The 25,034-nt window shown below is 74.7% G+C and carries 24 protein-coding genes, 1 pseudogene and 1 riboswitch; of the genes and pseudogenes, 13 read left to right on the forward strand and 12 right to left on the reverse strand.

Going from position 1 to position 25,034, the window contains the following annotated elements:
- Positions 1 to 138: 138 nt before the first annotated feature.
- Complete coding sequence (locus ACFVHV_RS07805; protein WP_380349638.1) at positions 139 to 1,578, forward strand: GuaB1 family IMP dehydrogenase-related protein; 1,440 nt, start codon at positions 139 to 141, stop codon at positions 1,576 to 1,578.
- 155 nt (positions 1,579 to 1,733) lie between these two features.
- On the opposite strand, the pseudogene ACFVHV_RS07810 reads toward ACFVHV_RS07805, so the two are convergent.
- A pseudogene (locus ACFVHV_RS07810) lies at positions 1,734 to 2,447 on the reverse strand (DUF5995 family protein); the annotation flags it as partial.
- Positions 2,448 to 2,644: 197 nt separating this feature from the next.
- Here ACFVHV_RS07810 and ACFVHV_RS07815 point away from each other — a divergent pair.
- Positions 2,645 to 3,475, forward strand: a complete 831-nt coding sequence (locus ACFVHV_RS07815; RefSeq protein WP_380349766.1) for a poly-gamma-glutamate hydrolase family protein — start codon at positions 2,645 to 2,647, stop codon at positions 3,473 to 3,475.
- Positions 3,476 to 3,581: 106 nt separating this feature from the next.
- Here ACFVHV_RS07815 and ACFVHV_RS07820 read toward each other — a convergent pair whose 3' ends face one another.
- Both ACFVHV_RS07820 and ACFVHV_RS07825 read right to left on the reverse strand, forming a co-directional pair.
- Positions 3,582 to 3,971 (reverse strand): DUF3224 domain-containing protein, encoded by a 390-nt coding sequence (locus ACFVHV_RS07820; RefSeq protein WP_380349641.1) that lies wholly within the window; start codon positions 3,969 to 3,971, stop codon positions 3,582 to 3,584.
- 162 nt (positions 3,972 to 4,133) lie between these two features.
- Positions 4,134 to 5,225 carry a PP2C family protein-serine/threonine phosphatase gene (locus ACFVHV_RS07825; protein ID WP_359898707.1) on the reverse strand — a complete coding sequence of 364 codons (1,092 nt, stop codon included), beginning with the start codon at positions 5,223 to 5,225 and terminating at the stop codon, positions 4,134 to 4,136.
- 263 nt (positions 5,226 to 5,488) lie between these two features.
- Between ACFVHV_RS07825 and ACFVHV_RS07830 the strand changes: the two genes are divergently transcribed.
- Complete coding sequence (locus ACFVHV_RS07830; RefSeq protein ID WP_380349644.1) at positions 5,489 to 6,466, forward strand: pseudouridine synthase; 978 nt, start codon at positions 5,489 to 5,491, stop codon at positions 6,464 to 6,466.
- Between the two features lie 28 nt (positions 6,467 to 6,494).
- Here the strand turns inward: ACFVHV_RS07830 and ACFVHV_RS07835 are convergent, their stop codons facing one another.
- The 3 genes from ACFVHV_RS07835 to ACFVHV_RS07845 all read right to left on the reverse strand — a co-directional run bounded on the left by ACFVHV_RS07835 (position 6,495) and on the right by ACFVHV_RS07845 (position 12,509).
- On the reverse strand, positions 6,495 to 6,899 hold the full coding sequence (locus ACFVHV_RS07835; RefSeq protein ID WP_380349647.1) for a nuclear transport factor 2 family protein: 405 nt from the start codon (positions 6,897 to 6,899) through the stop codon (positions 6,495 to 6,497).
- A 175-nt stretch (positions 6,900 to 7,074) separates the two neighbouring features.
- A complete protein-coding gene (locus ACFVHV_RS07840; RefSeq protein WP_380349650.1) occupies positions 7,075 to 10,758 on the reverse strand; it encodes a SpoIIE family protein phosphatase in 3,684 nt (1,227 codons plus the stop codon).
- Between the two features lie 266 nt (positions 10,759 to 11,024).
- Positions 11,025 to 12,509 (reverse strand): MFS transporter, encoded by a 1,485-nt coding sequence (locus ACFVHV_RS07845; RefSeq protein WP_380349653.1) that lies wholly within the window; start codon positions 12,507 to 12,509, stop codon positions 11,025 to 11,027.
- 121 nt (positions 12,510 to 12,630) lie between these two features.
- On the opposite strand from ACFVHV_RS07845, the gene ACFVHV_RS07850 reads away from it, so the two are divergent.
- Positions 12,631 to 13,176 carry a winged helix-turn-helix transcriptional regulator gene (locus ACFVHV_RS07850; protein ID WP_380349656.1) on the forward strand — a complete coding sequence of 182 codons (546 nt, stop codon included), beginning with the start codon at positions 12,631 to 12,633 and terminating at the stop codon, positions 13,174 to 13,176.
- A gap of 145 nt (positions 13,177 to 13,321) precedes the next feature.
- Here the strand turns inward: ACFVHV_RS07850 and ACFVHV_RS07855 are convergent, their stop codons facing one another.
- The 4 genes from ACFVHV_RS07855 to ACFVHV_RS07870 form a co-directional block, all read right to left on the reverse strand.
- Positions 13,322 to 14,503, reverse strand: coding sequence for an alpha/beta hydrolase family protein (locus ACFVHV_RS07855; RefSeq protein WP_380349659.1), 1,182 nt, complete (start codon positions 14,501 to 14,503; stop codon positions 13,322 to 13,324).
- A 146-nt stretch (positions 14,504 to 14,649) separates the two neighbouring features.
- The gene (locus ACFVHV_RS07860) at positions 14,650 to 15,282 is read right to left on the reverse strand and encodes a hypothetical protein (RefSeq protein WP_380349662.1); all 633 of its coding nucleotides are present in this window, start codon (positions 15,280 to 15,282) and stop codon (positions 14,650 to 14,652) included.
- A 370-nt stretch (positions 15,283 to 15,652) separates the two neighbouring features.
- Entirely contained in the window at positions 15,653 to 16,717 is a 1,065-nt protein-coding gene (locus ACFVHV_RS07865) for a serine hydrolase domain-containing protein (RefSeq protein WP_380349665.1), read from the reverse strand.
- 159 nt (positions 16,718 to 16,876) lie between these two features.
- On the reverse strand, positions 16,877 to 17,290 hold the full coding sequence (locus tag ACFVHV_RS07870; protein ID WP_359898690.1) for an HIT family protein: 414 nt from the start codon (positions 17,288 to 17,290) through the stop codon (positions 16,877 to 16,879).
- Positions 17,291 to 17,471: 181 nt separating this feature from the next.
- On the opposite strand from ACFVHV_RS07870, the gene ACFVHV_RS07875 reads away from it, so the two are divergent.
- Positions 17,472 to 17,660, forward strand: coding sequence for a DUF1508 domain-containing protein (locus tag ACFVHV_RS07875; protein WP_359898688.1), 189 nt, complete (start codon positions 17,472 to 17,474; stop codon positions 17,658 to 17,660).
- Between the two features lie 125 nt (positions 17,661 to 17,785).
- On the opposite strand, the gene ACFVHV_RS07880 is transcribed toward ACFVHV_RS07875, so the two are convergent.
- A complete protein-coding gene (locus ACFVHV_RS07880) occupies positions 17,786 to 18,481 on the reverse strand; it encodes an MSMEG_1061 family FMN-dependent PPOX-type flavoprotein (RefSeq protein WP_359898686.1) in 696 nt (231 codons plus the stop codon).
- A 161-nt stretch (positions 18,482 to 18,642) separates the two neighbouring features.
- Between ACFVHV_RS07880 and ACFVHV_RS07885 the strand changes: the two genes are divergently transcribed.
- A complete protein-coding gene (locus tag ACFVHV_RS07885; RefSeq protein WP_359898684.1) occupies positions 18,643 to 18,957 on the forward strand; it encodes an antibiotic biosynthesis monooxygenase family protein in 315 nt (104 codons plus the stop codon).
- Positions 18,958 to 18,966: 9 nt separating this feature from the next.
- On the opposite strand, the gene ACFVHV_RS07890 is transcribed toward ACFVHV_RS07885, so the two are convergent.
- Positions 18,967 to 19,215 (reverse strand): SCO4226 family nickel-binding protein, encoded by a 249-nt coding sequence (locus ACFVHV_RS07890; protein WP_359898682.1) that lies wholly within the window; start codon positions 19,213 to 19,215, stop codon positions 18,967 to 18,969.
- Between the two features lie 237 nt (positions 19,216 to 19,452).
- A riboswitch (FMN riboswitch) is annotated at positions 19,453 to 19,580 on the forward strand.
- 224 nt (positions 19,581 to 19,804) lie between these two features.
- On the opposite strand from ACFVHV_RS07890, the gene ACFVHV_RS07895 reads away from it, so the two are divergent.
- From ACFVHV_RS07895 to ACFVHV_RS07925, 7 genes are all read left to right on the forward strand, one after another.
- Positions 19,805 to 20,524 carry a riboflavin synthase gene (locus ACFVHV_RS07895; RefSeq protein ID WP_380349670.1) on the forward strand — a complete coding sequence of 240 codons (720 nt, stop codon included), beginning with the start codon at positions 19,805 to 19,807 and terminating at the stop codon, positions 20,522 to 20,524.
- Positions 20,525 to 20,580: 56 nt separating this feature from the next.
- Positions 20,581 to 21,168, forward strand: coding sequence for a nicotinamide mononucleotide transporter family protein (locus ACFVHV_RS07900; protein WP_359898858.1), 588 nt, complete (start codon positions 20,581 to 20,583; stop codon positions 21,166 to 21,168).
- Positions 21,169 to 21,173: 5 nt separating this feature from the next.
- The gene (locus tag ACFVHV_RS07905) at positions 21,174 to 22,451 is read left to right on the forward strand and encodes a bifunctional 3,4-dihydroxy-2-butanone-4-phosphate synthase/GTP cyclohydrolase II (RefSeq protein ID WP_359898856.1); all 1,278 of its coding nucleotides are present in this window, start codon (positions 21,174 to 21,176) and stop codon (positions 22,449 to 22,451) included.
- A 110-nt stretch (positions 22,452 to 22,561) separates the two neighbouring features.
- Positions 22,562 to 23,035 carry a 6,7-dimethyl-8-ribityllumazine synthase gene (ribH, locus tag ACFVHV_RS07910; RefSeq protein WP_359898679.1) on the forward strand — a complete coding sequence of 158 codons (474 nt, stop codon included), beginning with the start codon at positions 22,562 to 22,564 and terminating at the stop codon, positions 23,033 to 23,035.
- Positions 23,036 to 23,136: 101 nt separating this feature from the next.
- The gene (locus ACFVHV_RS07915; protein WP_280685086.1) at positions 23,137 to 23,409 is read left to right on the forward strand and encodes a phosphoribosyl-ATP diphosphatase; all 273 of its coding nucleotides are present in this window, start codon (positions 23,137 to 23,139) and stop codon (positions 23,407 to 23,409) included.
- Positions 23,410 to 23,465: 56 nt separating this feature from the next.
- The gene (gene hisG, locus ACFVHV_RS07920; protein ID WP_359898677.1) at positions 23,466 to 24,314 is read left to right on the forward strand and encodes an ATP phosphoribosyltransferase; all 849 of its coding nucleotides are present in this window, start codon (positions 23,466 to 23,468) and stop codon (positions 24,312 to 24,314) included.
- Positions 24,315 to 24,458: 144 nt separating this feature from the next.
- A complete protein-coding gene (locus tag ACFVHV_RS07925; protein WP_359898675.1) occupies positions 24,459 to 24,899 on the forward strand; it encodes a PH domain-containing protein in 441 nt (146 codons plus the stop codon).
- Positions 24,900 to 25,034 lie beyond the last annotated feature (135 nt).

Consider the following 25,034-nt stretch of genomic DNA (forward strand, 5'->3'; position numbering starts at 1 on the left):
CAGCAAAGCTCCTCGAACTGGCTTTTGACCCCGCCCTCACGGAGAATCGAATGCTGGGTGCCGGGCGCCCGAGTGCGCTCCGGCGGCATCGCCGCAACCGCACCCGAGGTGTATCCCCCAGCCAGAGAGCCCTTCTTCATGCGCTTCCTGAACGACCTCAAGCCCTCGTACGACCTGACGTACGACGACGTCTTCATGGTCCCCAGCCGTTCCGCCGTGGGCTCCCGGCAGGGCGTGGACCTCTCCTCGAACGACGGCACCGGCACCACCATCCCGCTGGTCGTGGCCAACATGACCGCCATCGCCGGCCGCCGGATGGCCGAGACCGTCGCCCGCCGCGGCGGCCTGGTCGCCATCCCGCAGGACATCCCCACCGAGGTCATCGCCGAGGTCGTCTCCTGGGTCAAGCAGCGCCACCTGGTCTTCGACACCCCGATCACGCTCGCCCCGGGCGCCACCGTGGCCGAGGCCATCTCGCTGCTGCCCAAGCGCGCCCACGGCGCCCTCGTGGTGGTCGAGGACGGCAGGCCGGTCGGCGTGGTCACCGAGTCCGACTGCCAGGGCGTGGACCGCTTCACCAGCCTGGCCGACATCATGTCCCGCGAGCTGCTGGTGCTGGACGAGGGCATCGACCCGCGGACCGCCTTCGACAGGCTCACCGAGGCGCACCGCAAGCTCGCCCCGGTCGTGGACGGCGAGGGCCGGCTGGTCGGCCTCCTCACCCGGAAGGGCGCGCTGCGCGCCACCCTCTACACCCCGGCCGTGGACGCGGCCGGCAAGCTGCGGATCGCCGCCACCGTCGGCATCAACGGCGACGTCGCGGGCAAGGCCGAGGCGCTGATCGAGGCCGGCGCCGATGTGCTGGTGGTCGACACCGCGCACGGCCACCAGGAGTCCATGATCAGCGCGCTGCGCGCGGTGCGCGGACTGGACCCGCAGGTCCCGATCGTGGCCGGCAACGTGGTCTCCGCCGTCGGTGTCCGCGACCTGGTCGAGGCGGGTGCCGACATCCTCAAGGTCGGCGTCGGCCCCGGCGCCATGTGCACCACCCGGATGATGACCGGCGTCGGCCGGCCGCAGTTCTCCGCCGTCCTGGAGTGCGCCGCCGAGGCCCGCCGGCTCGGCAAGCACGTCTGGGCGGACGGCGGCGTGCGCCACCCGCGCGACGTCGCGATGGCGCTGGCCGCCGGCGCCTCCAACGTGATGATCGGCTCCTGGTTCGCCGGGACCTACGAGTCCCCGGGCGACCTCCAGACCGCGGCCGACGGCCGCCAGTACAAGGAGAGCTTCGGCATGGCCTCGGCCCGTGCGGTGAGCAACCGCACCGCCCAGGACTCCTCGTACGACCGCGCCCGCAAGGCGCTGTTCGAGGAGGGCATCTCGCACTCCCGGATGTTCCTCGACCCGGCCCGCCCGGGCGTCGAGGACCTGATCGACTCGATCATCGCGGGCGTCCGCAGCTCCTGCACCTACGCGGGCGCCGCCAGCCTGGAGGAGTTCCACGAGAAGGCGATCGTGGGCGTCCAGAGCGCGGCCGGCTACGCCGAGGGCAAGCCGCTGCACTCCAGCTGGGCCTGATCGCCGCCGGCGCCCGCCGCGCCCGCGTCCGTACCGCCGGCCGTCCGGTTCCTCGCCTCGGGGAGCCGGGCGGCCGCGGCCGTCACGGGGGCCTGCCGCCCGGTGCCCGGCACGCCGTCCGGCCCGGTGCTCGGCACGGGTGGGAGCAGTGCTCCGAGCGGGAGCAGCAGGGCGCGGCCGAGCAGTCCGACCGAACCGTCCAGCGCGGCGGCGAAGGCCCGGGCCGCGCCCGGCAGGTACCGCAGCTCCCACAGCGCCTCCACGGCGCTCCAGGCGCCCTCCCGGGCGGCCCCGACCGACCAGACGCCGAGCAGGTGGGGGAGCGGCTCGGCGAGCTCCAGCAGGTCGGGCCCGGGCATCAGCTGCTCCCGGACGGCCGTCTCCACCTCGGCCAGCACCCGGTTGATCCGGTGGTAGTCCTCCTCGACGGCGGCGGGCTCGCAGCCCCGGCGGCGGCAGGTGTCCACGACGGCCAGCGGCAGGTCGTGCTGGATGTGGGCGTTCATCCCGGCCAGTGCGAACTGCAGCGGGTGCACTCCCGGGTGGGCGCGCAGCGCGAACAGCGGCCGCCAGCAGGCGGGCGGCTCCCGTCCGGCCGCGTCGGCGGCCACGGCCCGCAGGTAGTACCCGGCGAACACCACGTCCAGCTCGGCCGTCGCCCGCGGGTCGACGAAGCACCCGCGGTCCAGCCGGTCGCGGACCGCCTGCGTCACGGTGAGGTAGATCCGGTTGAAGACCGCCACCCCGTCGGCCGGGGGCAGCCCCGCCCCGATCCGCCGCAGCCGGTCGATCACCCGCCCGACCGCGGCCGTCCTCGTGGCCGCCCGCGCCCCCGCTGCCGTCGTACGATCCACCGTCGTGCCGGGCATGCGCCACCCTCCGATGCCGATCGTGCACTGATCGCATCATCGTGACAGCGCGGGCGGGTGCCCGGTGGACGCAGCACGAGCCCGTCGAGCCGGTGTCACACGATCAGGCTGATTCCGTCCGCGGCACGGCACGTATTCGGTCATGACGTTGCAGGGGCTTTGCCGATCCCCCACCTCCTGCCATCATCCCTGCCGTGATCAACCGACGAACCCTCATCGCCGCGTTCGCCGCGGCCCCGGCCCTCGGCACCCTCGGTGCCGTCGTGGGAAGCACCCCCGCGAGCGCCGCCGCCGACCTGTACCCCTCCAACACGGCCCTCTACGCCAGCCCGACCGTGGTCGAGGGCGTGGACTACGGCCGCCGCTACCGCCGGCACCTGATGGACGACCAGAGCCTGCAGGGCCGCACGTCCGTCGTCCGGACGACCGTCATCGCCCCGCACGGCGGCGGCATCGAGGTCGGCACCTCCGAACTCTGCCTGGCCGTCGCCGGCTACCACCCGGCCGATCTCGCGCCGACGCCGGCCGCCGGGCCGACGCACGACTTCTGGATGTTCGAGGGCCTGCGCTCCTCCAACAACAGCGAGCTGCACGTCACCTCGACCCACTGCGACGACGGCGTGGCCCGGGCGATGTGCGGCGGCAGCCTCAACGTGGTGTCGCTGCACGGCTGCACCGCCGCCCAGGCCGGCCTGGAGGCCGGTGCCCAGGCCGTGCTGGTCGGCGGCCTGAACGCCACCCTCCGCCAGTACCTGATGGAGGAGTTCGCGGCGGCGGGCATCCGGGCGGTGACCGCCTCCGGCGAGGAGGAGATCGCGGGCATCTCCCCGGAGAACATCTGCAACCGCAGCCTGCTCGGGATGGGCGCCCAGCTGGAGATGACCACCGAGCTGCGGGCCGCGATGTTCGCCCCGGGCAAGAACACCCGCGCCGACCGGGCGACCAACACCCTGCCGCTGTTCTGGAGCTTTGCGACCGCGGTCCGGGCCGCGATCCGGCGGCTGGAAGCGGGCCAGCCCGTCCTCTGACGGGCCGACAGCCGGACAGTCGGACAGCTGGGCAGCTGGGCAGCTGGGCAGCCGGCCGCGGCGCGCGCGGCCGGCGTCAGCCCGGCTCGTACGCCAGGACGTGGCGTCAGCCCAGCTCGTACTCCAGGACGTAGGTGTGGGTGCCGGACCCGTCGACGGCCAGCCGGAACTCCCCGGTGATCCCGGCCAGCTCGCCCGCGCCCGTGCCCGGCACCACGCGTATCGTCGTGCCGGTGGCGTCCCAGGCCGTGTGCTGGAGCACGAACGAGCCCGCGCGCCCGTCCAGTTCACCCGTCACGTGCTCCACCGCGACGTACGAGGCCGGGCTGCCGGAGGGGCCCGTGACGGAGAGCATCCGCACCTCGCTCGCCCCGCTCAGCCCGCCCGTGAAGGTCTTGGCGATCCGGACCCGCCCGAAGGCCGCGCCCTCCCGCTCCTCCGTCTCCACCGGCTCGAACGCGGTGAGCTCGAACGACCCGCTCGCCCTGTTCCCCATGGCACCGTCCCCTCGTCGACCGTCCACTGCTGGGCGGTCGGCTCCCCGCCGACCGCGAACCGAGCCTTGCACACCCCTCTGACAATCGCGTCCGGGCCGCTCGCCGGAGCCGCCGGAGCCGCCGGAGCCGCCGGAGCAGCCGGAGCGGCCGGAGCGGCCCGGTCACGGCTCCCAGCGGATCGCCAGCACCGCCGCGTCGTCGGCCAGCCCGGTGGCCCCGACCCAGTCGCCGACGTCCTCCAGCACGGCGTCCAGCAGGTCCGCCGGCGAGCCGCCGTGCAGGCCGGGCAGCCGCTCCGCGATCGGGTAGAACCGGCCTCCGGCGTCCCGGGCCTCGGACACCCCGTCGGTGTGCAGGAGCAGGACGTCACCCGGCTCCGGCTCGAAGCGCCGGTCCGGGTACCCGCCGCCGGTGAGCCCGAGCAGCCCCAGCGGCGGCGCCGGGAACGGCGGCTCCAGCTCGCTCACCCGGCCCGCCCGGCGCAGCAGCGGGGGCGGGTGGCCGCAGTTCACCAGCCGCACCGGCCCCCGGTCCGCCGCCACGTCGAGCAGCAGCGCGGTGGCGAACCGCCCCTCGTCCGACGGACGGGCGGCGAGCGCCGCGTCCAGCCGCTCGGCGAGCCGGCCGGGATCGGGTTCGGTCCGGGCGGCCTCCCGGAACACCCCGAGGACGTCCGCCGCCGTCTCCACCGCCGGCAGTCCGTGCCCCTGGACGTCCGCGAGCAGGATGCGCACCCCGAAGCGGGTCTCCACCACGGCGTACAGGTCCCCGCCGATCCGCGCCTCGGCGGCCGCCGCCACGTACCGCACCGCCACGCGCAACGGCCCGATCCGCTCCGGCGGCGGGCGCAGCAGGGCCCGCTGCGCCGCCTCGGCCACCGTCCGGACCTGGAACAGCTCCCGTTCGCGGGCCGCCACCAGGACGACACTGGCGGCGCTGGCCAGGGTCGAGGCCAGGACGGTGACCGGCACGCTGATCCGGACCGAGAGCGGCAGCTGCGCGTTGGCCGACTCCAGCAGCCCGACGGTGAGCAGCGCCACCGCACCGACCAGCAGCGGTACCCGGGCCCGCCGGGTGGTCGCGCCGGCCAGCACCGGGGCCACCGCGAGCAGCGGGGCCAGGGTGGTTCCGGGCCCGATCGCCAGTGCGGCCACGACGGCGGCGACCAGCAGCAGGAGCGCGCCGTAGAGCAGCAGCCGGGTCCGCCTCGGCAGGTGCAGCGGCGGCACCCCGTCCGGGCCGTCGGCGGTCACGCGTCCTCCAGTGGTGCCGGTCGGTCGCTCCGGCGGGTCGATCCCGGGGGTGGTCCGGCCGGTCGGTCTGCTGATCGGTCGGTCGGTCGGTCGGGGCGGGTCCGGCCGGGTCGGTCCGGCCGCACCCCGGTCCGCCGGCCGCCCGGCGTACGGTCGGAGGCCCCCGGCGGAACGAGGGCCTCCGGTCCACTGTCCCCGCCCGGACCCGGGTCAGCACCTCGGCCGCGGGCCGCGCGCCGGCGCGCACTACGCTGGGCCGGGAGATGAGACGCAAGAGCCGCCGACCGGCCTCCCCCCTTCCGCAGCGCCACGGCGTGGACCCGGTGCACCTCCGGCTGCCGCTCGAAGGCCCCTGGCCGACGGTGCGGGACCACCTGGTGGACCGGCTGCCCGCCGTCCCGGCCGAGCGGATCGACGCGGCCCTGCGGGACGGCGAGATCGTCGGCGAGCACGGCCCCGTCGCCCCGGCGGAGCCGTTCCGGCCCGGCGCCCACCTCTGGTTCCACCGGGACCGGCCCGAGGAGGTGCGCGTCCCCTTCGAGCTGGTCGTGCTGCACCGCGACGAGCACCTGGTGGTCGTCGACAAGCCGCACTTCCTGGCCACCACCCCGCGCGGCCGGCACGTGGCCGAGACGGCGCTGTCCCGGCTGCGGCACAGCCTCGACCTGCCCGCGCTCAGCCCCGCCCACCGCCTGGACCGGCTCACCGCTGGCCTGGCCATGTTCGTCGTCCGCCCGGAGGACCGCGGCGCCTACCAGACGCTGTTCCGGGACCGCCTGGTGCGCAAGGAGTACCGGGCGATCGCCGCGTACGACCCGGAGCTGAGCCTGCCGCGCACCGTGCGCAGCCACATCGTCAAGGAGCGCGGGGTGATCGCCGCGCGGGAGATCGACGCCCCGCCGAACAGCGAGAGCCGGATCGACCTGCTGGAGCGCCGCGACGGCCTGGCCCGCTACCGGCTGCGGCCGCTGAGCGGGCGCACCCACCAGCTGCGGCTGCACATGTGCGGCCTCGGACTGCCGATCCTCGGCGACCCGGTCTACCCGGTGGTGCTGCCCGAGCCGGCCCCGGACGACTTCCGCGGCCCGCTGCAGCTGCTCGCCTCGACCGTCGAGTTCACCGACCCGCTGACCGGCCGCGAGCGCCGTTTCGAGACCCGCCGCACGCTGGCCGCCTGGACCGACCCCCAGGGCTGGGCCGACGGCGCCGCGACCGGGTCCCAGGACGTTCACGGCCCCTGAGGGGCGGTCCGCGCGGAGCGGGCCGCGGTCAGGCCAGCAGCGTCCGGGCCACGTGGTCGGTGTCCAGGTACTCGCGGACGGCGGTGATCAGGCCGTCCGTCACGGTGAACACCCCCAGGCAGTGGTTCTCGTACGCGGCGCCGTTGGCGGCCGTGCCGACGGTGGTCCACTCGGCCACCGCCTGCGGGCCGTCGGCGAGGACGTGGGTGAGGGTGATGACCGGCAAGCCGTCGGCGGCGAACAGGGCACCGACCCGGCCGAGGAAGTCCCCGAAGATCTCCTGCTTGCCGTGCCAGGTGCGGGAGAGCGGGAGATCGCCCGGGTAGCTCCAGGTGGCGTCCTCGGCGAACAGGGCGATCGCGGCCTCGCGGTCGCCCGCCGCGAGGAGGGTGACGTAGTCGGTGACGACGGTGCGGGCGTCGGGGTGCTGCACGGTGGGCTCCTGCGGTTCGTCCGGGCGGGGCCGTCCCGCTCGTGGCACCAGACAACCGCCGGGGCGGCCCGCCGGGCCAACAACCGCGGCGGCGGCCCGACAACCGTCCGTTGTCCATGCGGGCGGGGCGGCCGCCCGGGCGGGTGGGCGGCTGCTCGCGCGGGTGGGCGGCCGTTCAGGCGGGCGGGGCGGTCCCCGGGGGCAGCTCCAGCTCGAACCAGACCACCTTGCCGTCCTTGGTCCGGCGGCTGCCCCAGCGGTGCGCGAGCTCGTTGACCAGGTGGATGCCCCGGCCGCCCTCGTCCTCGGTGCGGGCACGGCGGATCCGCGGTACCTCGGACTCCTGGTCGGCGACCTCGACGGTGAGCACCCGGTTGCAGTACAGCCGCAGCTGGGTGGGCGATCCGGCGTGCACCAGGGCGTTGGTGATCAGCTCGCTGGTGAGCAGTTCGGCCCAGTCGGCGAGCGCGTCGAGCCCCCAGGCGGTCAGCGTCTCGCGGGTGAAGCGGCGCGAGTGGGCGACCATGGCGTGGTCCCCGGTGAGCGGGAGGGTGGCGATCCGGTCGGCTCCCCGCGGCCGGACCTGCGCCATGATGACGGCGATGTCGTCCTCGCCGGTGGTCTCGGTGAGCCGGCTCAGGACGGCCTCGCAGGTCTGCTCCAGCGAGTCGCGCCGGTCGGCGACGGTCCGGCAGAGCAACTCCAGCCCCTCGTCCAGGTCCTGGCCCCGGCGCTCGACCAGGCCGTCCGTGTAGAGCGTGAGGATGCCCTCCTCGGGGAGGGTGAACTCGGCGTTCTCGAAGGCGACTCCGCCCACCCCGAGCGGAATGCCGGACGGCAGCTCGACCAGGTGCGCCCGCCCCTCGGTGTCGGCGACCACGGGCGGCAGGTGCCCGGCGCTGGCCGCGGTGCAGTGGCGGTCCACCGGGTCGTACACCACGCAGACGCAGGTGGCGAACTGGCCCTCGCCGACCGTCGCGGTCGCCTCGTCCAGCCGGTACAGCACCCGCGCCGGGTCCAGGTCCAGGGTGATCAACGTCCGTGCCACCGTGCGGAGCTGGCCCATCGTGGCGGCGGCCCGGATGCCGTGGCCCATCACGTCGCCGACGATCAGCGCGACCCGCCCGGAGGACAGCGGCACCACGTCGAACCAGTCGCCGCCGACCTCGCTGACCACGCTGCTCGGCAGGTAGCGGTAGGCGAGGTCCAGCCCGAGGGTGCGGTGCACCTCCTGCGGCAGCAGACTGCGCTGGAGGGTGAGCGCGGTGTCCCGCTCGCGGCGGTAGAGCCGGGCGTTGTCGATCGCCAGCGCGGTGCGGGCGGCCAGCTCCTCGGCCAGCGAGCGGTCCTCCGGGCCGAACGGTGCCGGGTTGCGGGTGCGGACGAACTCCGCGCCGCCCAGCACGTGTCCGCGCGCCACCAGCGGCACCATCAGGTACGAGTGCACCCCGGCGTCCAGGCTCGGCTGCACCCGGTCGGGCGAGGCGACGATCCGGCTCAGCTCCTCCTCGGTCACCTCGGCGACCAGGATCGAGCGCCGGGTGCGCAGGCTCTGCGCGTACAGGCCGGCCGACTGCGAGGTCTCGCCCACCTCGTCGGCGGCCTCGTGCATGGCGCCGTCCGAGCCGGTGTCGCCGACCGCGACCGCCCGCATCAGCACCGGTCCCTCCGCCGGGACGGCCCCGGGCTCCTCGCCGCTGAGCACCGCCTCGCGCAGGTCCACGGTGACGAAGTCGGCGAAGCGCGGGATCACCACCTCCACCAACTCCCGGGCCGTGCGGTACAGATCGAGCGTGGTGCCGATCCGGTTGCTGGCCTCGTTCAGCAGTGACAGCCGCTGCTGGGCGGCCCACGCCTCGTCCAGCGCCCGCTGCCGGGCGGCGGCCGCGTCGCGCTCGCGGGTGAACAGCAGCGCGTTGTCGATCGAGACGGCCGCCCGCAGCGCCAGCTCCCCGGCCAGCGCCACGTCGGCCTCCTCGTACGGGCGCTCGACCAGGGTGCGGTAGAAGCCCGCCACGCCGACCGGCGTGCCGCGCGCGATCAGCGGGACCGCCATGAACGACTGCACGTTCTGCTCCCGGACGGCGGCCCGGCGCACCGGGTCCTCGGCGAACCAGGCCATGCCCTCCTCGTCCATCCGCGGCACCAGCACTGGCTTGCGGTGCGCCAGGCACCACGCGTACGGCGAACCGGGCAGGAAGCGGTGCAGGTTGCCGGTGCGGTCGATCGGGGCCAGGGTCGAGCCGCGCACCGAGTGGAAGGCCATCCGCCGCAGCAGCGCCGAACCGTCCACCGGGGCGGTCGCCTCGCGCTCGCCGCGGACCAGTTCCTCCAGCACCTCCACCACCACCGTGTCGGCCAGCCTCGGCGTCGCCACCTCGGCCAGCTCCTGGGCGGTCTGGGCGAGATCGAGCGTGGTGCCGATCCGGGTGGAGGCCACGTTGACCAGCGCCAGGCGCTCCTGCGCGGCCTTGGCCTCGCGCAGCGCCTGCTGCCTTGCCAGCACCGTCCGGTGCTGGCGCAGGTACAGCCGGGCGTTGTCGATCGCGACGGCGGCGCGCGAGGCCAGCTCGTCGCCGAGCGTGATGTCGGCCGCCGCGAAGGACTCCCGCGAGCCGCGCCGCGAGTACACCACCATGCCGAGCGTCGTGCCGCGCGCCACCAGGGGGGTGATCCGCACCGAGCGCGGGCGGTCGCCGAAGAAGGCCTGGCGGCGGGTCTCGTTGAGGCGCTCGCTCAGCGCCGGCAGCTCCCAGGACGGTACCACCACCGTGCGCCCGCCGGTCAGCGCCCGGGCGTACGGGGAGTCCGGCGGCAGCTCGTACACGGCGTCCAGCGGCAGCGCCTCGGCCGGGTACTGGTTGTCGGCGGAGGCGATCGCCAGGCGCCGTACCAGCAAGGGGGTGTCCGGCGGGGACGGCTCGACGCTCCGGCCGGCCACCAGTTCCTCCAGCCCGAACACCGCGCTGATGTCGGCGACCCTGGGGACCATCGCGTCGACCAGTTCCCGGGCGGTCTGCCGCAGGTCCAGCGTGGTGCCGATCGAGGCGGTCGCGTCGACCAGCAGGGACAGCCGCTCCTGGGCGCGGGCCGCCCGGGCGTCGGCGTGGAACCGCTCGGTGATGTCGATGACGGTCGCGCACACCCCGAGCACCCGGCCGCCGCGGTCCCTCAGCCGGAAGTAGGAGGCCGACCAGGCGTGGTCGTGGCTCGGGTCGCCCGGGGTGCGGCCGTGCGCGAGGTCGTCCACCACCGGCTCGCCGCTCTCCAGCACCCGGCGCATCACCGCCTCGGACTCGGGGCCGTTGATCCTGGGCAGCACCTCGGTGAGCCGTCGGCCCAGCGGGCCTTCGACGCTCAGGCCGTTGGCGTCCGCCAGCGCCTCGTTCAGCCGGACGAAGCGCAGGTCGGTGTCGAACACCGCCATGCCCACCGGGGACTGGGTGAAGAACCCGTCGAGGAGGGCCAGGTCGGCCTGGAGCCGGTGCAGCGTGGTCACCTCGGAGGCGACCGCCAGCACCATCGGGGCGCCGCCGGGGCCGAGGATCGGATGGGTGCGGAACTCCAGGTCCACCAGGTGCCCGTCCCGGTGCCGGACCGGGAAGACCCCGGACCAGGGCCGGCCCGCCAGGATCTGCCGGAACAGCTGGAGCACCTCCGGCCGGTGCTCGTCGGAGGTCAGCAGGGTCGCCGCCCGGGCACCCACCGCCTCCCGCGCCGGGTGTCCGAGCAGTGCCTCCGCGTCACTGCTCCAGTGCAGGATGCGTCCGTCGGCGTCGATCAGCGCAGTGGCGATCGGCACCATCAGCAGGGCGTCCTGCCGAGGCTGCCCCGCGCGCTGCGCGTAGTGGTCCACCATGGCCAGAGAACCGTCCCAGAAACCGTCCGGAGATCGTTCCCACCAGCAACTGCCATCTTCGCACGCGCTCCCGGGCGGCCGCTCACCGTGGCAGCGGGCGCCCGGGGCGCTCCGGGAGGACGTCCGGCCACGGTCCGGGGTCGGCGTCCGGCGACCGGCCCGGGTGGCGCCCGGGCGGCGGCGCCGGTGGGAGCCCGGTCCGGTGGGAGCCCGGTCCGGTGGGTGGTCCGGTGGGTGGGACGTCGGGCGGGCCGACGTCCGGTGCGTCACCGCAGGGCCGTGCGCCGGCGGGCCGGCCGTGCGGTGTCCGTCCCCGCGCCCGAGCGGGCTTCGGCGGCGCGGGCGGCGAGGGCGAGCAGCGCGCCGGCCAGGCAGAGGGCGGCCGCGACCAGGACGGCCCGGTCGGCGCCCGCCGCCAGGGCGCGGGCCGCCGCCCCGGGGCCGGGCGAGCCGGGCCGGGCGGATCCGGCGACGGCGACCGTGACCGCCACGCCGAGGGCCGAACCCAGGTAGCGGGAGGTGTTGTTGGCGCCGGAGCCCATCGCCGCCCGGTGCGCCGGGACGCTGCCGATCGCCAGCCGGGCCAGGGCCGCGTTGAGCACCCCGCTGCCGACGCCCGCGACCGCGAGCCCCGGCACCAGCCGCAGCCAGGACGAGCCGGGCGCGAGCCCGTACAGTCCCAGCTCGCCCGCGCCGCAGACCAGCAGGCCGAGGGAGACCTGGGCGGTGGCGGACAGCCGGGCGGCCAGGCGGCGGGCCTGGAGCGCGGAGACCACCGACAGGCCCGACCACAGGGCCAGCACGCCGGCCGCGGCCGGACCGGACAGGCCGAGCACGCCCTGGAGCAGGCTGGGCAGGCAGCTCATGAAGCCGACCAGCGACAGCCCGGTGAACAGCGCCCCGCCGGTGGCCGCGACGAAGCCGGGATCGCGGAACAGGGCGAGGTCCAGCATCGGTTCCCGAACCCTCGCCTCGACCACCGCGAACGCCGCCAGCAGCAGCACCCCGCCGGTCAGCAGCGCCACCGCGGTGGGCCGCCCCCAGCCGTCGCGGCCCTCGGCCAGTCCGGCGATCAGGCAGGAGGTGCCGGCGGCGAGGGTGAGCACCCCGTACGGGTCGAGCGCTCGCGGCCGCTCGGCCCGCGACTCGGTGAGGACGGCGACGGCGAAGCCGGCCACCACGGCCGAGCCCGCCGCGATGCCGCCGCCGACCGCGCGCCACCCGGCCCACTGCTGGACCAGCGCGCCGTACACCGGCCCGACCGCGATGCCGAGGCCGACCGCCGCGCCCCAGACGCCGAGTGCCCGGATCCGGTCGGGCCCGGGCGGGTGGGCGTGGCCGATCAGGCCGAGCGCGGGGGCCAGGACGGCCGCCGAGGCGACGCCGAGGAGCACCCGGGAGGCCAGGTAGACGGCGCCGCCGGGGGCGAGTGCGGCCAGTGCCTCGGCGGCCGTGAACAGCAGCACGCCGAAGGTGAAGACCCGCTTGCGGCCGTGGTCGTCGGCGGCGCTTCCGGCGGTGAGCAGCAGCGCGGAGATGCCGACCAGGGTGCCGGTGAGGATCCAGGTGCGGCCGGCGGCGCCCAGGTGGACGGCCTGGGCGGTGGCGGCGAGCGAGGCGGTGGGGGCGGTGTACGCGACGGTGGTCAGGGCGGTCGCCGCCGCGGTGGTCGCCAGCGTGGCGGCGGGCCGGAGGAGCGGGCCCGGGGCGGCGGGTGAGGCGGGTGAGGAGCCAGGTGGTGCGGGGGACATGGGTGTTCCCTCCGGGGGCCGGACCCATTGGTCTGGTGAATGAACCTTCATCTCGGGCGGCACGCTACCACCGTCAGTCTGTTCATTGAACCCGCAACGGGGGTGGACTAGGCTGACGCCCATGGCCCTGGGAACCGACTACGAGCTGCAGGAGTGCGCACTGGCCCGCGCCCTGGAGGTGGTCGGCGAGCGCTGGAGCCTGCTGATCGTGCGCGACGCGTTCTACGGGGTGCAGCGTTTCAACGACTTCCTCGCCCACCTCGGCATCCCGCGCGCCGTCCTCACCTCGCGCCTCAACGCCCTGGTCGCGGCCGGGGTGCTGCGCAAGGAGCCGTACCAGCGGGCGCCGCTGCGCCACGGCTACCTGCTCACCGGGACCGGCCTCGAACTCTGGGGCCCGCTCTACCAGCTGAGCCGCTGGGGTGGCCGGCACGCCACCGACGGCGGCTCGTACCACCTCTTCGCGCACGCCGACTGCGGCACCGACCTCGACCTGGTCGGCGTCTGTCCCGCCTGCGGCGGCGGGCCCGTCCCGCCGACCGCGGTCGTCATGCGCCCCAACCCCGCCCGCGCCGGCTCCCACCGGGAGGACCCGGTCTCCCGCGCCCTGGTCCGCCCCCACCCGCTGCTCGAACCGATCGCCTCGGCGGCGCCCCCGACCGGCTGACCCGCCGGCCCGCACGCCGACGGGGCCCGCACGCCGACGGGGCCCGCACGCCGACGGGGCCCGCACGCCGACGGGGCCGCCGGCGTCGTGCCGACGGCCCCGCCCGGGCCGCTGTCACCCGGGAGCCAACGACCGGGGACAGCCCTCAGGAGGTGAAGCGCACCTCAGGGTTGGCGGCGCTCGGCCCGTCGAGCAGCGGCTGCGGGACGCCCTTCAGCTGGAGGTCGAAGAAGGCCCCGACGTACTGCCGGGTGAGCGCGAGGGCGCGCCCGCTCCCGAGGGTGGTGTACGGGCCCTTGGGGAGGCCGAGTCCCTCGAAGAAGACCGGGAGGTCGGTGAAGCTGCCGTGGTCGGAGCCGTCGACGGTCAGCAGGCGCTTCCAGCCGTCCAGCCGGGCCCAGCTCGTGACCCAGGACGGGTCCTCGGCGCCGTCGGCCAGCGGGTGGCCGATCATCATGAACGGCTTGCCGCCGAGGCCGGACTCGGGCACCAGGTAGTGCATGGTGCCGTCCAGGTTGACCCCGGCCCGGATCCGGTCGTCGGTGAGCAGGGCGGGGACGGTGGAGGCGCCACCGGCGGAGTGCCCGGCCATGCCGATCCGGTCGCGGTCGATCAGCCGGGCGTAGCGCCAGGCCGGGTGCGGGCGGTCGGTCAGCCGGTCGATGACGAAGGAGACGTCCTTCGCCCGGCCCGCCTCAAGGCGTGCCGCGGCCGCGTCACCGACGACGATGCCGCAGGCCGTGCAGGGGAGCGTCCGCCCGTCGGGGAAGGTGGTCCCGGTGTTCTCGTAGGTGTGGTCGATCACCGCGACGACGTAGCCGTGGCTGGTCAGGTCCTCGGCGAGGCCGCTGAGCGTGGCGCGCGGCATGGTGAAGCCGGGCGACAGGACCACCAGCGGGTAGTGGCCGCCCTGCGGGCGCGCCCCGGACTCCGACCACGTCCGGGTTCCGGACACCGCCTCGGTCGGGATGGTGTTGCCCGCCACCTTTCCGTCCAGCAGCGCCCGGGCGGCCGCGGGCGTCATGTACGGGGCGGGGGTGCCCGTCCCGGCGTGCGCGGGGTAGTACATCGAGACCATCAGCTGACGCGGACCGGAGGCGGGCACCCACGGGTCCGGACGGTTCCGGTCCACCAGGTGCAGGACCTCCTGCCCGACCGCGTAGGGCCCGGTCGGGCGGGGGAGTTCGATCCGGGCGGCGGCGGTGTCGGCGGCTGTGGTGCCGGAGTTGACGGGCGGCGCGGCCAGGGCCGGCGCGGCGGCGGCGACGGACAGCGGAAGTGCGAGCAGCAGGGCCGCCGCGGCGGCGGTCGTACGGAGTCGGCTCATGCCAGCGACGGTAGGTCGTGGGCAAGGGAACTGACGTCCACTCAGCGGCGTACTGATCCCTTCCGGGGAGGGCTGCCGGCGCCCCTTAGGGGTGGGCGCCGGAAGGGCGGGCGAGTGCCCTCCCGGCGGCGGTAAACCGACCGGGGTCAACCGGCGGCGGCCGCCCGGAGGTCCTCCAGGAAGTCCGCGGCCGCACGGGCGTTGGGCACCGCGAGGGCCAGCGGGAGACCGGCCGAGTGGGTCCGGATCTCCAACTCGCCGAGACCGGACGCCCGGGCCGAGCGCACCTCCGCCCACCGGTGGGCCTCCGTCGCGGCGAGCGGGTGCGGCGGCCGGTGCACCAGCCCGCCGGCCGTCACCGTCAGCCGCCCCCGGACGAAGCGCACGCTCCCCTCGGTGCGCAGCGTCTCGTGCAGCGCGGCCCGGAACCCGGGGGAGAGGCGCTCCTCCAGCTCCCGGAACAACGCGCCCAGGCCGCGCAGGTGCGCCAGCTCCAGCGGCTCGTCCGCGCCCGCCGGCCATATTCGCCCGTGCTCGGGCACCCCGCGCGGCCCGCCGGGGGAGTACTCGGTGGCCTCCACGGCGCCCCAGGGCAGCGACGTCTCCCCGCCCTCGGCCGGGACCAGCACCAGCCCGCCCTCGTGGACCCGGACGGAGCGCAGCCCGGGCGCGGGGCGCAGCCGCTCGTACCCGCTCACCGCCACCACCGCGGCGGCGGCCAGCACGGGCGAGGGCCACCACCCGCCGAGTGCCACGCAGACCGCCACGGAGACGACCACCCCGCAGGAGTGCAACCACACCCGCGCCGGCCAGGACAGCGGCCGGCACCTCCGGTGCACCCGCACCACCGGGCCGAGCCGACCGGCACCACCGCTCGTCCCGGTGGTGCGGGAAGCGCCGGTCGCACCGGCCGAACCGGAAGCGCCGGCCGACCGCACGCGCGTCGGCGACCACGTCACCGCCATGGCGACCCCCTCTCACTCGGCGGAATCCCCCGTCGGAACCGCGACCGCCGGATCCCAGCATCAACCGCTCGTCGCCGCTGGCGACAGTGCCGATCGGCACCTTTTGGCCCGAATCGGCCCCGCCATCATCGCGCCCCGGCCGGGGCCGCCCACCAGCGGGGGTGCGAACGGGGCGGGCCCGCCCTCACCCCGCCGTCGCGAACCCGTTCTGCAGCCCGCGCAGCAGCGCCGTGCCCGCCGGATCGGCCGACCGGCGGGTGTTGACCAGCACCACCACGCCCACCTGCTTCTCCGGGTCGAAGGCGACGAAGGAGCGGAAGCCGCCCGTGCCCCCGTTGTGCCAGATCTGGAGGTGCCCGCCCTGCTGGGCGCGCAGCCGGTGCCCGAGCCAGCCCAGGTGCGTCCAGGCGAACGGGTTGACCCGGTGGCGGGTGTCCCGGGTGAGGGCGATCGCCGGCGACAGCGGCGCGTCCGGCTCGCGCGCGGCGGCCAGTTGGGCCCGCAGGAACACCGCCAGGTCGGCGGCGGTCGAGCGGAGCCCGCCCATGCCGGGCACGGCCGCGAAGGTCCAGGGCGGCACCGGCCGGCCGCCCGGCGTGTGACCGTGCGCCAGGCGTGCGGACCGTTCCCCGTCCGGCCGCAGACCGGTGTCCGCCAGGCCCAGCGGCGCACCGACCTCGCGCGCCACCAACTCCTCGTACCCGAGGCCGGAGCGCTGCGCGAGGGCCAGGCCGAGCAGGCCCGCACCGAGGTTGGAGTAGCGGAATCCACGCCCGGGCGCGGACCGCAGTCGTGTCCGCGCGAGCCCGTCGAGCACCCGCTCGGCGGTGCAACCGGCGTACGGATCGGGCACGTTGGGGGACAGCAGCGACTGCAGCGCCATGCCCCGGGGCAGTCGGGGGAGCCCCGAGGTGTGGGTGGCGAGGTGCCGCAGGGTGATCGGGTCCAGGCCCTTAGCCGGGACGACGGCACGACCGCCCGAGGGCCCGGTGAGCACCTCGGCGAGCGGGTCGTCCAGCCGGACCGCACCGTCGAGGGCCAGCCGCGCGAGCACGAGCGAGGTGAACACCTTGGTGACGGAACCTATCTCGAACAGGGTGCGCGGCCCGGGCACCCCACCACCCGGACCGGTCCGCCCGGCGCCGCGGATCTCCACGTCACCACCGGCCAGCCCGGCGACCACCGCGCCGACGTGGCGGCCCGCGAGCCGGTCGGCCGTCTGCTGCACGAGGCAGGCGAGTTCGTTCATGGTCGCGAGCCTAGACACCCTCACCGGCCGGATCGTCCGCCCGGAAAACGATATCGACCCCCGCCGGTGCTCCCGCGGACGTATCCCCGCCGGTGTTCCCGCAGGCGCACGCCCGGCAGTGGCCCGCACGCCGGCGACGTCCTCGACCCGCCGCGCCGCTCAGTCCTCCAGCGCCTCCCGCAGCCGGCCCGCGACCTCCGCCGCCCCCGCCTCGTCCGGATACCGCCGCCGCGGCCAGAAGAACCCGCGCAGCCCGTCCTTCGGATTGCGCGGCACCACGTGGACGTGCAGGTGCGGCACCGACTGGCTGATCCGGTTGTTCGCCGCGACGAAGCTGCCCGCCGCGCCCAGCCCGCGTTCAACGGCCGACGCCACCCGCTGCACCCGCAGGAAGAACGGTCCCACCTCCGCGGCCGGCAGGTCGGCCAGGGTCGGGTGGTGGGCGCGCGGCACGACCAGCACGTGCCCGGGGAACAGCGGCCGGCGGTCCAGGAAGGCCACCGCGGTCTCGTCGTCCAGCACCCGGTGCGCCGGCTCCTCGCCCGCCACCACCGCACAGAAGACGCAGTCCATCCGTCCATTCAAACCACCGGCGGCCGCCCCGGCACTCCCGCCGGCCCCCGTGGATCCGGCTTCACCCGTCCGGCTCCCGCCCGGGTGCGGCCGCCCCGGCGCCGGGCGCACGGTGGCGCCGGGGCAGGACGGCGGGCGCATCGAGCGTTCCGCGAGGAGGCCCCGCGAGGAGGTGGCCCGGATGCCGGGCAAGTTCGAGGTCTATCAGGACGCCGGCGGCAAGTACCGGTTCCGGCTCAAGGCGGGCAACGGCGAGATCGTCGCCACCGGCCAGGGCTACGCCAGCAAGGACGCCGCCCACAAGGGCGTCGAGGCGGTCCGGCGGGCCGCCGACGGCGCGGCCGTGGAGGACCTGCCCAGGGCGGCCTGAGCGCGCGCCGCCCGGCGACCGGTCCGCCCCGGGGCCGGTCGCCGGGCGTCCCGCTGCGGAGCGGGGTCCGTACCGAGCGGGGTCCGTACCGAGCGAGTCCGTGCGGCCCCGGCACCTCACTCGTATCACTCGTACCGGTACAGCAGCGCCTCCCGCTCGTACTGCTCGATCATCTCCACGGTCAGCGACTCGTCCCGCAGGTGCGAGAGCGTGACCTCCGCCGAACTCGGCTGCGCGTCCTTGGCGAGCCAGTTCTCCGGCTTCCACGCGGAGGAGCGCAGGAAGGCCTTCGGGCAGTGCCCGTACACCTCCTCGACGGCGACCACGATCGCGCTGCGCGGCGGCTTGCCGACGGCGGTCAGCTGCCGGAGCAGCTCCGGGTCGGTCGAGACGCAGGCCCGCCCGTTGACCCGCAGCGTGGCGTCCCGGCCCGGGACGACGAAGAGCAGCCCGACCCGGCCGGTCTCCAGGATGTTGTGCAGGGTGTCCAAGCGCTTGTTGCCGGTGGCGTCCGGAATGGCCAGGGTGTACGGGTCGAGCACCGAGACCAGCCCGGCCGGCCCGCCGCGCGGGGAGACGTCGCAGCGTCCGGCGGCGTCGGTGCTGGCCACGAACACCAGCGGGGAGCAGGCGATCAGGCGCTGGGCGACCTCGTGCAGGCGGTCGACCTGCTTGCGGCGGGCCTGGTCGCCGGGCTGCTCGTAGATCTCCCGCAGCTGGGCGGGATCGCTGAGCGCGCCCGCGTGGAGGGCGTCGAACAGGCCGCCCGGCCGGTCCGGCGCGGAGGTTGACGAAACGGCAGATTCCGGTGTGGTCGTCATACCGGGAATGTAGCCGAGGCCGCTCGGCGCACCCCGCCCCCGCACTCCCGCGGCCCTCCGTGAAATTCCGCCCTCGCCCCTCCCCACCAGCGGTTCCACGCTCATAATGGGGGCCAGGGAGCACTGGGACAAGGCCCGCCGGGCAGCCGGAGGTGGTGGTCGTGATCGTCAGAATCTGGGCCGGGCAGGTCCTCGCCGATCGACTCGATGAGTTCTGCGCGCACCTGGCCGCCCAGGTGATCCCGCAGCTCGGTCGGACCGAGGGCTGCCTCGGCGGCGAGCTGCTGCGCTCGGTGTCCGAGGACCGGCACCGGGTGCTGGTGCTGAGCCGCTGGCGCGACGAGGAGGCCCTGCGCGGGTACGCGGGGCCGATGTGGCGGATCCGGCCGGTCTGGTCGGAGGGTGAGCTGAGCTACCTCGCCCACCCGCCGGAGGTCACCCACTTCTTGCAGATTGCCGCACCGGCCACGCTCTGAGCCGGGCTCTCACACCGACAGCGGCACCGAATGGATCTCGTCCGCCGGGTGCCCGGAGCGGTCGTGGACCCGCTGCACGGCCTCCTTGGAGGGTGCGTCGGAGAGGCAGTACACCGTGCCCGATTCCGGGTCCGCCCAGGCCTGCTGGAAGTGGACGCCCTCCTCGCCCTGGATCGCCAGGTCGGCCATGTGGGCCTGTTTGAGCTGCGCCTCCGTGATGCCGGTCATCCCGTGGTGGACGTCCATGAACTTCGCCATCGCCCTCGCCTCCGTAGCTTCGACGTGTCATCGGCAGGGCCCCGACTACCAGCCTCGCCCCCGCCGTCCGCCTGCGCCACCAGACCGCCGGGCCCGCGCCCGCGGACCGGCTCGCGCGAGCCGCGGACGGCACCCCGCCGCGCATTCCCGGCACGCCCGTGAAACAGACCACAGGCACGGGGCCTCCCTGCCGTTGCGCCGACCGTGGCACAATGACGGCATCAAGCAGTGACGTTCAGCGCACTCCGGGGTCGGTGAAAATCCGAACCGGCGGTTACAGTCCGCGACCCGTCCGCAGCCAGCGGCCGGTTGACCAGGTGAAATTCCTGGACCGACGGTTAAAGTCCGGATGGGAGGCGTGCGCGGGCGGACGAAGAGCAGTACCCGTGGGTCCAGTGGCGGAGAACCGTCCTCCGGGCCCCGGTCAGGTGAACGACGGGAGCGGTGTCTCCCGTGCCGGGCGAGCGATCTCCCGGCGGTCTCGGCATCCCCGGCGACGGGTGGTGTCCCGGGTCCGTACGCCGGTGCCCGTCCGTGTCATCTCCCATGCCGCCCCGGAGTCCGCGCCCCAAGCGCGAGGAGAACCCGGGTGTTCACCGGCATCATCGAAGAGCTCGGCGAGGTCGTGTCGATCCAGGAGATCGGCGACTCCTCGCGGATCCGCCTGCGCGGCCCGGTGGTCTGTACGGGTGCCCGGCACGGCGACTCCATCGCGGTCAACGGCGTGTGCCTGACCGTCGTCGACGGCCCGGCGGAACTGGCCGCCGGAACCGGTGAGTTCAGCGCCGACGTGATGGCCGAGACGCTGCACCGCTCCAGCCTCGGCGAACTGGCGCCCGGCTCCCGGGTCAACCTGGAGCGCGCCATGGCGCTCGGCGACCGGCTTGGCGGTCACCTCGTCCAGGGCCATGTCGACGCCACCGGGCGGCTGTTGAGCCGCGAGCCCGGCGAGCGCGACGCGGCGGGCGACCTGCGCTGGGAGGTGCTGCGGTTCTCGCTGCCCGGGACCATCTCCCGCTACCTGGTGGAGAAGGGCTCGATCACGGTCGACGGCGTCAGCCTCACCGTGGTGGAGGCCGCGCAGGACAGCTTCACCGTCAGCCTCATCCCGGCCACCCTCGCGCTCACCACGCTCGGCGCCAAGGGCGTCGGGGAGAGCGTCAACCTGGAGGTGGACGTGCTGGCGAAGTACGTCGAGCGGCTCCTGGAGTCCCGCACCCTCCCGAACCTGCCGAACCTGTCCGACCTGTCCGACCTGTCCAACCCGTCCGGCCGGCCGGTCGACGGAACCCCGGGGGAGTCCAAGTGAGCTGGCTCAGCGGCGAGGCGTTCACCGTCCTCGGCGAACACGTCAAGTGGGCCGACATGTTCGGCAACATCCTCGGCCTCGGCGGGCTCGCGCTCGGCTGGCGCCGCTCGGTCTGGAGCTGGCCGGTCCAGCTGCTGTCCGGCGCCGTGCTGATCGCGGCCTACTTCGGCGGCCACGTCCCCGGCCTGATCGGCAAGCAGCTGATCGTGATCGCCACCGCCGCCTGGGGCTGGGCGCAGTGGCGTCGGGGCCGCCGCGACGGCGGCACGATCGCCGTACGGTTCGCGAGTTGGCCCGAGCGGCTCGTGCTGGCGGCGGGCACCGCGGCCGGCACCGTCGCGCTCGCCCTGCTCTTCACGTCCTTCCCCAGCCTGTCCTGGAGCCCCTGGTCGGACGCCTACATCTTCGTCGGCACGCTGGCCGCGATGGTCGCCCAGGCCCGCGGCTGGGTGGAGTTCTGGTTCGCCTGGATCGCGGTCGACGCGGTCGGCGTGCCGTTCGCCTTCAACAGCGGCTACACCTTCTCCGGCCTCACCTACTCCGTCTACTTCGTCCTGGTGCTGCTCGGCCTGCGTTCCTGGTGGCTGAGCACCCGTGAGCCGCGCGCCAAGTCCGCCACCGTCCCGCAGGGAGCCACGGTATGACCGAGATGACCGAGAACCAGTCCAGCAACGGCGCCACCGGGTCCGAGCCCGAACTCGTCCTCGACCCGGTCGAGCGGGCGATCGCCGACATCGCCCTCGGCCGCGCCGTGATCGTGGTCGACGACGAGGACCGCGAGAACGAGGGCGACATCGTCTTCGCCGCGTCCGCCGCGACCCCCGAGCTGATGGCCTTCACCGTCCGCTACAGCTCCGGCGTGATCTGCGCCCCGATGACCGGCGAGGAGCTGGACCGCCTCAAGCTCCCGCCGATGACCCAGGTCAACGAGGACCGCAAGGGCACCGCGTACACCGTCTCGGTGGACGCCCGCGAGGGGGTCGACACCGGCATCTCCGCCGCCGACCGCGCCCGCACCGTACGGCTGCTCTCCTCCTCCGGCACCCAGCCCGGCGACCTCACCCGCCCCGGGCACGTCTTCCCGCTGCGCGCCGTCGAGGGCGGCGTGCTGGTCCGCCCCGGGCACACCGAGGCCGCCGTCGACCTGGCCCGGCTGGCCGGGCTGCCGCCGGCCGGCGCGATCGCCGAGGTGGTCAACGACGACGGCAGCATGGCCCGGCTGCCCGAGCTGGTCGCCTTCGCCCGCGAGCACGGCCTGGCGATCATCTCCATCGAGGACCTGATCGCCTACCGCCGCCGTACCGAGCTGCACGTCGACCGGGCCGCCGTCACCGCCCTGCCCACCGCGTACGGGGAGTTCACCGCCGTCGGCTACCGGGGCACCATCGACGGCGTCGAGCACCTCGCGCTGGTGGCCGGCGGTCTGGACGCGCAGGGCCGGCTGCCGGACGACGAGGACGTCCTGGTGCGGGTCCACTCCGAGTGCCTGACCGGTGACGTCTTCGGCTCGCTGCGCTGCGACTGCGGACCGCAGCTGCAGGCCTCGCTGCAGCGGGTCGCCGCGGCCGGGCGCGGCGTGGTGCTGTACCTGCGCGGCCACGAGGGGCGGGGGATCGGCCTGGCCCACAAGCTGCGCGCGTACGAGCTGCAGGAGCGGGGGCGGGACACCGTCGACGCCAACCTGGACCTCGGCCTGCCCGCCGACGCCCGGGACTACAGCATCGCGGCGCAGATGCTGGTGGACCTCGGCGTCCGCTCGCTCACCCTGCTCACCAACAACCCGCAGAAGCTGACCGCGCTCACCGAGCACGGGCTCAAGGTCAAGGGGCGCGAAGCGGTCGAGATCGCGCCCGGCGAGCACAACCTGCGCTACCTGCGCACCAAGCGCGACCGGATGGGCCACGAGCTGCCCGGCCTCGATTCCTGACCCCGGCCCCGGGCCCTGACCACCCGCACCCGCACGACAGCCACCCGCACGACAGTTACCCGCACGACAGCCACCCGCACCCGCACGACAGACAGAACGGACGAAGAGACATGAGCGGCCACGGAGCCCCCGAGCTGACCATCGACGGCGCCGCCGACCTCAAGGTCGCCGTCGTCGCCGCCCAGTGGCACGACACGGTGATGAACGGCCTGCTGGACGGCGCCCACCGCGCGCTCAAGGAGCTGGGCGTCACCGAGCCGACCGTGCTGCGGGTGCCCGGCACCTTCGAGCTGCCGGTCGCCGCCAAGCGCCTCGCCGAGCGCGGCTACGACGCCGTGGTGGCCCTCGGCGTGGTGATCCGCGGTGGCACCCCGCACTTCGACTACGTCTGCCAGGCGGCCACCGTCGGTCTCACCCAGGTCAGCGTCGACACCGGCGTCCCGGTCGGCTTCGGCGTGCTGACCTGCGACAACGAGGAGCAGGCGATCGACCGCGCGGGCCTGCCCGGCTCCGCCGAGGACAAGGGCCACGAGGCCGTCACCGCCGCCGTCGCCACCGCCGCGGTCCTGCGCGCGGCGCTCTGACGACGAACCGCCCGGTCCCGGAGCACGGACGTCCACTGGACTGTCCACGCTCCGGGACCGTTTACCGTCCGTCCGCCCGCACGCCGTAAGGTGGCCCCATCATGGCTTCGAAGACATTCGAGGAGCTCTTCGCCGAGCTCCAGCAGAAGGCCGCCACCGGCGACCCCTCGTCCTCCCGTACCGCGCAGCTCGTCCAGCAGGGCGTCCATGCGATCGGCAAGAAGGTCGTCGAGGAGGCCGCCGAGGTCTGGATGGCCGCCGAGTTCCAGTCGGACGAGCAGACGGCGGAGGAGGTCTCGCAGCTCCTCTACCACGTTCAGGTGATGATGATCGCCCGCGGACTGACGCTCGACGACGTCTACAAGTACCTCTAGACACCCCGCTCCCCAGAGCACACCCATCCTCCCAACAGGTAAGGAAGCAACCTCCCATGCTGCGCATCGCCGTCCCCAACAAGGGTTCTCTCTCGGGTCCCGCGGCGGAGATGCTCCATGAGGCCGGCTACCGCCAGCGGAAGGACCCCAAGGAGCTCGTCCTCGTCGACCCGAACAACGAGGTGGAGTTCTTCTTCCTCCGCCCGCGGGACATCGCCGTCTACGTCGGCTCCGGCCGCCTCGACGTCGGCATCACCGGGCGTGACCTGCTGCTGGACTCGCACTCCAACGCGGAGGAGGTGCTCGCCCTCGGCTTCTCCGGGTCGACCTTCCGCTTCGCCCGCCCCGAGGGCGTGGACGTCGAGGACGTCAAGGGCCTGGAGGGCCTGCGGATCGCCACCTCCTACACCGGCCTGGTCGAGCAGCACCTCGCCGACCACGGCGTGAAGGCGACGGTCACCAAGCTGGACGGCGCGGTCGAGACCGCGGTGCAGCTGGGCGTCGCCGACGTGATCGCCGACGTGGTGGAGACCGGCACCAGCCTGCGCAACGCCGGCCTGGAGGTGTTCGGCGAGCCGATCCTGGTCTCCGACGCCGTGGTGATCCGGCCCAAGGGCGCGGGCGAGGACACGCGGGTGGAGCAGTTCCTGCGCCGCCTCCAGGGCGTGCTGGTGGCCCGCCGCTACGTGCTGATGGACTACGACATCCGCGCCGAGAACGTCGGCTCCGCCGTCGCGCTCACCCCGGGCCTGGAGTCGCCGACCGTCTCCCCGCTGCACACCGAGGGCTGGGTCGCGGTCCGTTCGATGGTGCTCCGCAAGGAGGCCCAGCAGATCATGGACGACCTGTGGGGCATCGGCGCCCGGGCCATCCTGGTCACCAACATCCACGCCTGCCGCCTCTGACCCGGGGGCCCGCCGCCCCCGAACCGCGCGTCCGGGTGACCTGCCCGCCGGCCCGCGGGTAAAGAACGGTTCAATGGGGCGGGGACGCCGACCGCGTCCCCGCCCCTCGTGCTGCCGCAACCAGAACCACCCCGGAGACCCCACGTGTCCACGCCGCCCGTCCAGTTCCCCGTCACCTGGGCGCCGCGCCGCACCCGCGCCGTGCTGCTGCCGGTCTGCGTGCTGCTGGTGGCGCTGTTCTCCGCGATGGCCGTGCTGCTCCCGGAGAACTGGCAGCTCAACGACCGGATCATGATGATGGCCAGCGGCGTCCTGTTCGCCGGCGTCGGCCTGATGCTGGCCCGCCCCCGGGTGAGCGCCGACGCGGAGGGCGTGACGGTGGTCAACTTCGTCCGCCGCCGCCGGCTCGCCTGGGCCGAGATCGTCCGGGTCAACTTCCGCCAGGGCGACCCGTGGGCCACCCTCGACCTCGCCGACGGCACCTCGCTCGCCGCGGTCGGCATCCAGTCCGGCGTCGGCAAGGACCGGGCGATCGCGGACGCCCGCGCGCTGCGCGACCTGGTCGAGCAGCACGCCCGGGTCTGAAGCCGGACCCGCCCCCACCGGGGGTTCTCCGTTCCCGGCGGGCCGAACAGGCTCCTTACCCCCATCCGGGTATGGTCTACGCTGGTAAAAGCAGGGCAAACTTCGCCCTGCCCGAAATCGAGTGCCCGAACCCGA

It is taken from the genome of Kitasatospora sp. NPDC127116, assembly GCF_042677365.1.
Classification (GTDB): domain Bacteria; phylum Actinomycetota; class Actinomycetes; order Streptomycetales; family Streptomycetaceae; genus Kitasatospora; species Kitasatospora lactacystinica.

What these genes read in the sequence shown, in the direction of transcription:
- ACFVHV_RS07820 (WP_380349641.1), bottom strand. Translation starts at nt 3,971, where the DNA reads ATGGGGAACAGGGCGAGCGGGTCGTTCGAGCTCACCGCGTTCGAGCCG.
- ACFVHV_RS07855 (WP_380349659.1), bottom strand. Translation starts at nt 14,503, where the DNA reads ATGAGCCGACTCCGTACGACCGCCGCCGCGGCGGCCCTGCTGCTCGCA.
- hisG (WP_359898677.1), top strand. Translation starts at nt 23,466, where the DNA reads ATGCTGCGCATCGCCGTCCCCAACAAGGGTTCTCTCTCGGGTCCCGCG.
- ACFVHV_RS07880 (WP_359898686.1), bottom strand. Translation starts at nt 18,481, where the DNA reads ATGACGACCACACCGGAATCTGCCGTTTCGTCAACCTCCGCGCCGGAC.
- ACFVHV_RS07870 (WP_359898690.1), bottom strand. Translation starts at nt 17,290, where the DNA reads ATGGACTGCGTCTTCTGTGCGGTGGTGGCGGGCGAGGAGCCGGCGCAC.
- ACFVHV_RS07890 (WP_359898682.1), bottom strand. Translation starts at nt 19,215, where the DNA reads ATGGCGAAGTTCATGGACGTCCACCACGGGATGACCGGCATCACGGAG.
- ACFVHV_RS07875 (WP_359898688.1), top strand. Translation starts at nt 17,472, where the DNA reads ATGCCGGGCAAGTTCGAGGTCTATCAGGACGCCGGCGGCAAGTACCGG.
- ribH (WP_359898679.1), top strand. Translation starts at nt 22,562, where the DNA reads ATGAGCGGCCACGGAGCCCCCGAGCTGACCATCGACGGCGCCGCCGAC.
- ACFVHV_RS07850 (WP_380349656.1), top strand. Translation starts at nt 12,631, where the DNA reads ATGGCCCTGGGAACCGACTACGAGCTGCAGGAGTGCGCACTGGCCCGC.
- ACFVHV_RS07905 (WP_359898856.1), top strand. Translation starts at nt 21,174, where the DNA reads ATGACCGAGAACCAGTCCAGCAACGGCGCCACCGGGTCCGAGCCCGAA.
- ACFVHV_RS07900 (WP_359898858.1), top strand. Translation starts at nt 20,581, where the DNA reads ATGTTCGGCAACATCCTCGGCCTCGGCGGGCTCGCGCTCGGCTGGCGC.
- ACFVHV_RS07805 (WP_380349638.1), top strand. Translation starts at nt 139, where the DNA reads ATGCGCTTCCTGAACGACCTCAAGCCCTCGTACGACCTGACGTACGAC.
- ACFVHV_RS07840 (WP_380349650.1), bottom strand. Translation starts at nt 10,758, where the DNA reads ATGGTGGACCACTACGCGCAGCGCGCGGGGCAGCCTCGGCAGGACGCC.
- ACFVHV_RS07915 (WP_280685086.1), top strand. Translation starts at nt 23,137, where the DNA reads ATGGCTTCGAAGACATTCGAGGAGCTCTTCGCCGAGCTCCAGCAGAAG.
- ACFVHV_RS07865 (WP_380349665.1), bottom strand. Translation starts at nt 16,717, where the DNA reads ATGAACGAACTCGCCTGCCTCGTGCAGCAGACGGCCGACCGGCTCGCG.
- ACFVHV_RS07830 (WP_380349644.1), top strand. Translation starts at nt 5,489, where the DNA reads ATGAGACGCAAGAGCCGCCGACCGGCCTCCCCCCTTCCGCAGCGCCAC.
- ACFVHV_RS07845 (WP_380349653.1), bottom strand. Translation starts at nt 12,509, where the DNA reads ATGTCCCCCGCACCACCTGGCTCCTCACCCGCCTCACCCGCCGCCCCG.